This is a genomic window from Blastococcus sp. SYSU DS0510 (assembly GCF_054050835.1).
On the sequence record NZ_JBJHAC010000047.1, the window covers coordinates 1 to 8,425 of the forward strand.

Consider the following 8,425-nt stretch of genomic DNA (forward strand, 5'->3'; position numbering starts at 1 on the left):
GGCCCGTCACCGACACCGACACCGCCGACGAGGAGGTGACCGACCAGCCGGCCATCCCGGCGCTCAGTGCCTGACCCAACCGAAGATCACGCGGTAGCCGTCACACACCACGCCAGCGGGCTTGACCGGAGGGTCCCGCGCAGGCACGACGGATGGGCTCAGCTCAAGTCGGGGACGGCACGTGACCGCGGTGCGGTCCGGAGGACCGCGATGTCATTGCCGGGCGCGGCTCTTGATGCGGGCGGTCAGCTCGGTGACCTGGGTGTACGTGGCCCGCCGCTCGCTCATCAGGTTAGTGATCTTCTTGACGGCGTGCATCACGGTGGTGTGGTCCTTGCCGCCGAAGGAGGCCCCGATGCGCGGCAGCGAGAGCTCGGTCAGCTCGCGGCACAGGTACATGGCGATCTGCCGCGCGTTGACGAGGGTGCGGCTGCGGTTGGTGCCCTGCAGCTCCTCCATCGTCACGGAGAAGTACTCGGCGGTCGCCGCCATGATGATCGCCGCCGTGATCTGCGGGCCCTGCTCGTCGCTGATCAGGTCCTTCAGCACCAGCTCGGCCAGCGGGAGGTCCACCTGCTGCTTGTTGAGGCTGGCGAACGCTGTCACGCGGATGAGCGCGCCCTCGAGCTCGCGGATGTTGGTCTGCACCTTGCTGGCGATGAACTCGAGCACCTGGTCGGGCACCTGCAGCCGCTCGCCCCACGCCTTCTTGCGCAGGATCGCGATGCGGGTCTCCAGGTCCGGCGCCTGGACGTCGGTGATCAGGCCCCACTCGAAGCGGGTGCGGAGCCGGTCCTCCAGGGTCGTGAGCTTCTTCGGCGGCCGGTCGGAGGTGATGACGATCTGCTTGCTGGCGTTGTGCAGCGTGTTGAACGTGTGGAAGAACTCCTCCTGCGTCCGCTCGGCGCGCTCCAGGAACTGGATGTCGTCGATGAGCAGGAAGTCGATGTCGCGGTACCGACGGCGGAAGTCCTCGGCCCGGCCGGAGTGCACCAGGTTGATGAACTCGTTGGTGAACTCCTCGGTGCTCACGTACCGGACGCGGACGTTGGGGAACATCCGCGCGGCGTAGTGGCCGATGGCGTGCAGCAGGTGGGTCTTCCCGAGCCCGGACTCGCCGTAGATGAACAACGGGTTGTAGGCGCGGGCGGGCGCCTCGGCGACGGCGACGGCCGCGGCGTGGGCGAACCGGTTGCTGTTGCCGATGACGAAACTGTCGAAGACGTACTTGGCGTTGAGACCCGGGTCCAGGCCGGCCGGCCGGCCGGCCTCGGGGCGGCTCCTGCGTGATCCGGCTCCCGATCCGCCGCGCCGCTGCTCCGCCGCGGCGGCGTCGACGTCGAACGGGAGGACGTCGGCGGTCTGCTCCGGGCCGGCGCCGCCCCAGTCCTGGCCGGCGGAGGTCGCCGCCGCGTCGCCGCCCCAGGTGGTGGTGCTCCAGTCCTCCGGGGCCCCGCGGTCGGCGGGGGGGCGCGGCGGGCCGTCGGCGGGGTGCAGCTCGCGGACCTCCGGGAAGCCCCGGGCGGCCGGCCGATCGGCGGACGCCGGGCGGTCCCAGGGGGCGGGGGTGCCCACGACGTCGGCGCGGACGCCGAACGCGCTGCGCCCGTCGTCGGCGCGGTCGCGGGTGGCCTGGTCCTCCTCGGCGCGCTGCGCCTCGACGGCCGACCACGGACGGCGGGTCGGCTCGTCGTCCCGGCGGTCCGCCGGCGGCGCCGCGGGCGCGTCCTCGAGCTGGACGGCGACGCGGATGTCGCGGCCGAACTGCTCGGAGAGCGCCTCGGCCAGCACCCGGCGCATCCGCGACTCGAGCACCGTCTGGGTGAACTCGTTGGGGGCGGCGAGCACGGCGGTGTCCTCCACCAGGCCCAGCGGCCGGGTCAAATTCAGCATCGCGTTCTGCTGCGGGGAGAGGCTGGTCGCCAGCCGCTCCCGGATCTGGTCCCAGACCGTCGCCAGGTCCAGCGTGGCATCGGCCATGCCGTCTCGTCCTCCCAGTGCTGTCGACCCCGCGGCCGCTCCCGGTGCGTCCGGACCGGCCGGGCCGCGCCCTCCGTCGACCGCGGACCGTCCACCGGTGGGTGCCCCGGTTGTGGACACACGAACGCGCGTGGTCCACATCGGTGTCCACAGGCTGTGCACGGCCGGCCGAGGGTTGCGCCGGCTCTGCACGGGACGCTGGCCGAGGCAGCAACGTCGCTGGTCACGGCCGTGTTCGGGCGGCTGGAGGGGTGGTTCGGCGGTCGGTCGACCGACGGGGTCGGCCCGCGCGCCGTGACCCTTGCGTCCGACGCGGAGCGACGGCGACGCTAACAGCCCCGTCCACAGCCGGGCAACGCCGCGGTGGGCGGAGCGGGCTCGCCGACCGGCCGGGGCGGGCGCCGTGCGACGTCGTCCCGACCGGCGCGCCGTCGCCGGTGGCCAGGGGCGTCGGGCGCACCATGGGCGGTCGGTCACCGGCACCGGGTGGTCCTCGGCTATGCTGGCCGGAGTCTGCGGACGGGTATGCCCGTCCCCGGCCTCGCCAGTCTGCGCGGTCGGGCCCGGGTCCGTCGGTCCGCAGTGCCAGCTTCCGGGGTTCCGGGGACGGCCACCGTGCCGCTCCGACGCCCTGCGCGTGCCCGTCCACCGACGGGGACGCATCGCCGATGCCGTGTAGTGGGAGTACCTCGTGAGCAAGCGCACGTTCCAGCCGAACAACCGTCGCCGGTCCAAGACCCACGGCTTCCGGCTGCGGATGCGGACCCGCGCGGGCCGGGCGATCCTCGCCACCCGTCGGCGCAAGGGCCGCGAGAAGCTCTCCGCCTGACGTGCTGTCTGCGCAGGCACGCCTGCGCCGGCGCCCGGAGTTCACTGCGGTCGTCCGATCCGGCCGGCGCGCCGGGCGACCGACCATGGTGCTGCACTACCTCCCCGAACGGCCCGAGCAGCCGGCCGGCGACGCATCGTCGCCGGTGGCTGCGCGGGCCGGTTTCGTGGTGGGGAAGAGCGTGGGCAACTCGGTGGTCCGCCACCGGGTGACCCGCCGTCTGCGAGCCGTCGTCCGGGCCGAGCTCGACCGGCTGCCGGCGAGCGCGGACCTCGTCGTCCGCGCCCGCCCGGAGGCCGCCGACGCCGACTCGGCGGCGCTGCACCGTGACCTGGTCACGGCTCTGGAGCGGCTGCTCGGCGACCGGGGTGCCCGGCGATGAGCGCGCCGGCCGGGACGTCCCCGCCCCGCTCCCCCGTCGCCCGGCTGCTGCTGGGCGCCGTCGGGTTCTACTCCCGGGCGATCAGCCCGGCGCTCCCGCCGCGGTGCCGGTTCCACCCCACCTGCAGCGCCTACGCGGCGGAGGCGGTGGGCCGGCACGGTGCGGCCCGCGGCAGCTGGCTCGCGCTGGTCCGGCTGGCCAAGTGCGCGCCGTGGCACCCCGGCGGGCTCGACCCCGTCCCTCCGGTCCGCGCGGCGCACGGAACCGAGGCGGGCGCCCGCTCGTCCACCTCAGCGGCACGCCCCGCGGGCGCGCCGTCCGATGACCCCGGCCGCGAGGCCACCCCGCCGGCCCCGTGCCGGACCCCGCAGGAGGAGTCCTCCGTTGCTTGACTGGCTGTACACCGCCATCTCCTGGGTCATGGCCCGGTGGCACTCGCTGTGGAACCTGGTCTTCGGTGAGCCCGCGCCCGAGACGGCCCTCGGTGGGCTGAGCTGGGTGCTGGCGATCGTCTTCCTGGTCGTCACGATCCGGCTGATCCTCTTCCCGCTGTTCGTCAAGCAGGTCAAGTCGCAGCGGGCGATGCAGGAGCTCCAGCCGGAGATCGCCAAGCTCCGCAAGCAGTACGGCAGCGACCGCCAGGGCATGGCGGTGGCGATGCAGCAGCTCCAGAAGGAGCGTGGCGTCAACCCGCTGGCCGGCTGCCTGCCGATCCTGCCGCAGATCCCGGTCTTCCTCGCGCTGTTCCACGTCCTGCGCCGGCTCGCCCCGGACAAGCAGGGGCTCTACTCCTGGACCGACGAGCTCACCGACCAGGCCGCCCGCGCCCAGCTCTTCGGTGCGCCGATCTCCTCGTCCTTCAACATGAGCGGCGCCAAGGAGCAGGCGATCCTCGGGATCGCCGGCGTCAACTACACCAACATCCGCATCGTCGCGTTCGCGCTGATCATCATCATGTGCTTCACGACGTACTTCACGCAGAAGCAGATCATGTCGCGCTCGGGCCCGGTCGAGGGTCAGGCCGCGATGGTGCAGAAGCTGATGCTCTACGGCGTCCCGATCAGCCTCTTCATCTCCGGCTTCATCTTCCCGATCGGCGTCCTCATCTACTGGATGACGAACAACCTCTGGACCATGGGCCAGCAGTTCTTCATCCTCCGCAAGATGCCGCCGCCCGGCTCGGACGCCGCCAAGGCCAAGGCCGGCTCGGACAAGCCGGCGATCGACCCCAAGACCCTCGCCCCGAAGCCGGGCGCCAAGCCGGTGCGCCCCAAGCAGGGTCGCCCGTCGGCCACGACCGTGGCGCCGGCGAGCACCGTGGACGGCGACGGCCTCCTCGGTGACGGCCCGGCGGCCGACGTCCCCGCGCCCGACGTCCCCGCGTCCGACGTCCCCGCCGGCGACGGCCCCACGGCGAACGGCTCCTCGGCCAACGGCGCCACCGGCTCGCGCAACGCGGGCTCGGGCTCCGGTCGCTCCCGCCCCGGAGCGGGTCAGGGACCGGCCAACCGCGGGAAGCGGAAGCGTCGCTGACCTCCGCCCGACCGCTCCCCCGCCGGCCCGCCCGGCACACAGACCACCGGGACGACCCGGCCGCCGCACAGAACTGGGAGGAACACCCGTGAGTGCTCCGCAGCAGCCCGTGACCGACAACCCGCCGGCCCTGCCCGACGCGGACCCCGCCAGCGACGACGCCGTCGTGGAGCCCGTCGTCCTCGAGACGGACGGGGCCGGTGGGGCCGGTGCGACCGGTGACGACCTGCTGGTCCGCGAGGGTGACGTGGCCGGTGACTACCTCGAGCGCCTCCTCGACATCCTCGACGTGGACGGCGACATCGACCTCGACGTGGAGGGCGACCGGGCATCGGTCGCCATCGTCGGGGGCCGGCTGAACGACCTGATCGGGCCGGACGGCGCGACGCTGGAGGCGCTGCAGGAGCTCACCCGCCTCGCCGTCGCTCAGTCGACCGGCGTGCGCAGCCGGCTGATGCTGGACGTGGGCGGCTACCGGGCCAAGCGCCGGGCCGACCTGACGGCGCTTGCCGCGGAGACCGCCCGCCGGGTCTCGACCAGCGGGCAGCCCGAGCGGCTGAGCCCGATGAACCCCTTCGAGCGGAAGGTCGTGCACGACGTCATCGCCTCGGTGGCGGGCGTGCACAGCGAGTCGGAGGGCGAGGAGCCCCGCCGCCGCGTCGTGGTCCTGCCCGACAGGTGAGCGACGGAGGTCGCCCCTCCGGCGCCGCGGGCATGCCGGAGGTACCGCCGGCGCCGCCCGAGGCGGCCGAGGTCTTCGGCGCCGCGCTCCCCGCGGCCCAGCGCTACGTGGCGCGGCTCGCCTCCGACGGGGTCACCCGCGGCCTGATCGGGCCCCGTGAGGTCCCTCGGCTGTGGGAGCGGCACGTCCTCAACAGCGCCGCGGTGGCCGAGGCCGTGCCGCGGGACGCCCGGGTCGTCGACGTCGGCAGCGGCGCCGGCCTGCCGGGCATCCCGCTCGGGCTCGCCCGCCCCGACATCGCCCTCACGCTCGTCGAGCCGATGGCCCGGCGGGTGGAGTTCCTGGAGGAGGCGGTCGCCGAGCTGGTGGAGCCGTCGTCCACCTGGCGCGTGGTCCGCGGCCGTGCCGAGGACAGGTCGGTGGTCGCCGCCGTCGGCCGCGTGGACGTCGTCACCGCTCGGGCCGTGGCGCCGCTCCCCCGCCTCGTGGGCTGGTGCCGCGGGCTGCTGCGGCCCGGCGCCCAGCTGGTGGCCCTCGTGGGGTCGCGCGCGCTGGCCGAGCTGCCGGCGCTGCGCCCGGAACTGCAGGCCGCCGGGATGCGGGACATCGAGGCGCGGGCTGTCGGTGCGTCCCTGGGAGACGCTGCCACTACCGTGGTGGTCATGACGCGGGGCGACCGGTGAGGACCCCGGGACACCACCCCGCGTCCTGTTCCACGTGGAACAGGCGCGGCTACCCGATCGGTTCCACGTGAAACGCCGGCAGAGGAAGGACCAGCGATGACCGACCCGGGCGAGCGGCTGCGCAGCAGCCTCGCCGCTGACCAGTCGTCGACGGCGTCGTCCTCGGGTGGGCTCGCGGACTTCGACAGCCCCATCGCCATGGAGGCGCTGCGCGCGACCCGGGTGCTGCACGCCGCGGAGCAGGAGCCCTTCCCGGCTCCCGGTCGCATCCGCGTGATCACCATCGCGAACCAGAAGGGCGGGGTCGGCAAGACCACGTCCACGGTGAACCTCGGCGTCGCGCTGGCGCTCTACGGCCTCCGGACCCTGGTCATCGACCTCGACCCGCAGGGCAACGCGAGCACCGCCCTGGGCGTCGAGCACACGGTGGGCACGCCCTCGATCTACGACGCGCTCGTCGGCGACAGCACCCTCTCGGAGGTGGTGCACCCGACGACGGCCAGCCCCAACCTCCTCTGCGTGCCGGCGACGATCGACCTCGCCGGCGCCGAGATCGAGCTCGTCTCCGTGGTCGCCCGCGAGCACCGCCTCCGCCGGGCGATCGAGGCGTACGTCGCGGCGCTGCCGCGGGAGCGCCGACCGCACTACGTCCTCATCGACTGCCCGCCCTCGCTCGGCCTGCTGACGCTCAACGCGCTGGTGGCCGGCGACGAGGTCCTCATCCCCATCCAGTGCGAGTACTACGCCCTCGAGGGCCTGGGGCAGCTGCTCAACAACATCGACCTGGTCCGCCAGCACCTCAACCCGGGGATCGCCGTGCGGACCATCCTGCTCACCATGTACGACGGCCGCACCAAGCTGGCCGACCAGGTGGCCGACGAGGTGCGCAACCACTTCGGCGAGCTCGTCCTGAACGCCGTCATCCCCCGCAACGTCCGGGTCTCCGAGGCGCCCGGCTACGGGCAGTCGGTGCTGACCTACGACCCGGGGTCCCGTGGCTCGACCAGCTACGTCGAGGCCGCCCGGGAGCTGGCCCAGCGCGGGGCCGCCCTGCAGCCGCTCGAGGTCGCGCCCGGCAGCAACGGGGCCACCCCGGTCGGTGCGCTCGCCTTCGGCGAGACGGCCGTGCCGTTCGGCCAGGACTCCCAGTGACCACCCCTGCCAGCGAGGAGCAACGATGACGAAGCGAGGCGGCCTGGGACGCGGGCTGGCGGCGCTCATCCCGACGGGTCCGGCGCCGACGCCTCCCCCGGTCGCCCCCGCACCGGCCCGGGATCGGGACGAGCAGGGCACCGACCGGCCGGCGGCGGCCGCCGGCGGCGCGACCTCCGTGCCGGAGCCGTCGTCGCCGGCCCCGGTGAGCCTGGTCCCCTCCCCCGCGCCGACGCCGGCCGAGGAGAGCGGCGCGGTCGGCGTCCCCGGGGCGCAACTGCGCGAGGTCTCGGTCGACGACGTCGTCCCGAACCCGAAGCAGCCGCGGCAGGTCTTCGACGACGAGGCCCTGGAAGAGCTGACGCACAGCGTCAAGGAGTTCGGCCTCCTGCAGCCGATCGTCGTCCGCGAGTCCGAGGGCGGGCGCTACGAGCTCATCATGGGCGAGCGCCGGCTCCGTGCAGCGCGGGCCGCCGGGCTCGGCACCGTTCCCGCGATCGTCCGGGACACCACCGACGACGCCATGCTCCGCGACGCCCTGCTGGAGAACATCCACCGCGTCCAGCTCAACCCGCTCGAGGAGGCCGCCGCCTACCAGCAGCTGCTGGAGGAGTTCGGGGCCACGCACGAGGAGCTCGCCCAGCGGATCGGTCGCAGCCGCTCCCAGGTCACCAACACCATCCGGCTGATGAAGCTGCCGGTGAAGGTGCAGACCCGCGTCGCCGCCGGCGTCATCTCCGCCGGGCACGCCCGCGCGCTGCTCGGCCTGCAGGACCCGGTGGCGCAGGATGCCCTCGCGACCCGCATCGTCGCCGAGGGGCTGTCGGTGCGGGCGACCGAGGAGGCCGTCGCGATGGCGGTCGCCGAGGAGCCCGCGGCGAAGCGGCGCACCCGGCGCATCTCCGCGCCCGGCGTCGAGGAGCTGGGCTCCCGGCTCTCGGACATGTTCGAGACGAAGGTCAAGATCCAGATCGGCCGCTCGAAGGGGAAGATCGTCGTCGAGTTCGGCTCGGTCGACGACCTGCAGCGCATCATCGGCGTCATGGCGCCGGACATCACCGGGCGCCGTCCGGACGCCTGAGCCCGGTCACAGCACAGAGCGCGGGGCCCCTCCGAACCGACGTCCTGGGGCCGGGGGGGGGGGGGGGGGAGGGGGGGGTGGGCCCGGGGGGTTGGGGCGCCGC

9 protein-coding genes are annotated in these 8,425 nt (G+C 74.0%); 8 read left to right on the forward strand and 1 reads right to left on the reverse strand.

The genetic code is table 11. From position 1 onward, the window contains the following. Window positions 1-213 precede the first annotated feature (213 nt). On the reverse strand, window positions 214-1,980 hold the full coding sequence (gene dnaA, locus ACI79P_RS21505; protein ID WP_456583097.1) for a chromosomal replication initiator protein DnaA: 1,767 nt from the start codon (window positions 1,978-1,980) through the stop codon (window positions 214-216). A gap of 691 nt (window positions 1,981-2,671) precedes the next feature. On the opposite strand from dnaA, the gene rpmH reads away from it, so the two are divergent. From rpmH to ACI79P_RS21545, 8 genes are all read left to right on the forward strand, one after another. Further along, window positions 2,672-2,809, forward strand: coding sequence for a 50S ribosomal protein L34 (gene rpmH, locus ACI79P_RS21510; protein WP_091930872.1), 138 nt, complete (start codon window positions 2,672-2,674; stop codon window positions 2,807-2,809). Between the two features lies 1 nt (window position 2,810). Next, complete coding sequence (gene rnpA, locus ACI79P_RS21515) at window positions 2,811-3,191, forward strand: ribonuclease P protein component (protein ID WP_456583098.1); 381 nt, start codon at window positions 2,811-2,813, stop codon at window positions 3,189-3,191. Continuing rightward, complete coding sequence (yidD, locus tag ACI79P_RS21520; RefSeq protein WP_456583099.1) at window positions 3,188-3,583, forward strand: membrane protein insertion efficiency factor YidD; 396 nt, start codon at window positions 3,188-3,190, stop codon at window positions 3,581-3,583. Before rnpA ends, yidD begins: the two co-directional genes overlap by 4 nt. After that, entirely contained in the window at window positions 3,576-4,724 is a 1,149-nt protein-coding gene (yidC, locus tag ACI79P_RS21525) for a membrane protein insertase YidC (RefSeq protein ID WP_456583100.1), read from the forward strand. The genes yidD and yidC overlap by 8 nt, the downstream gene beginning before the upstream one ends. A gap of 88 nt (window positions 4,725-4,812) precedes the next feature. Then, a complete protein-coding gene (locus ACI79P_RS21530; protein WP_456583101.1) occupies window positions 4,813-5,406 on the forward strand; it encodes a Jag family protein in 594 nt (197 codons plus the stop codon). Continuing rightward, window positions 5,403-6,089 carry a 16S rRNA (guanine(527)-N(7))-methyltransferase RsmG gene (gene rsmG / locus ACI79P_RS21535; RefSeq protein WP_456583102.1) on the forward strand — a complete coding sequence of 229 codons (687 nt, stop codon included), beginning with the start codon at window positions 5,403-5,405 and terminating at the stop codon, window positions 6,087-6,089. The genes ACI79P_RS21530 and rsmG overlap by 4 nt, the downstream gene beginning before the upstream one ends. Window positions 6,090-6,185: 96 nt before the next feature. Then, window positions 6,186-7,241, forward strand: coding sequence for a ParA family protein (locus ACI79P_RS21540; protein ID WP_456583103.1), 1,056 nt, complete (start codon window positions 6,186-6,188; stop codon window positions 7,239-7,241). Window positions 7,242-7,266: 25 nt separating this feature from the next. Continuing rightward, on the forward strand, window positions 7,267-8,322 hold the full coding sequence (locus ACI79P_RS21545; protein ID WP_456583104.1) for a ParB/RepB/Spo0J family partition protein: 1,056 nt from the start codon (window positions 7,267-7,269) through the stop codon (window positions 8,320-8,322). The last annotated feature ends 103 nt before the right edge of the window (window positions 8,323-8,425 follow it).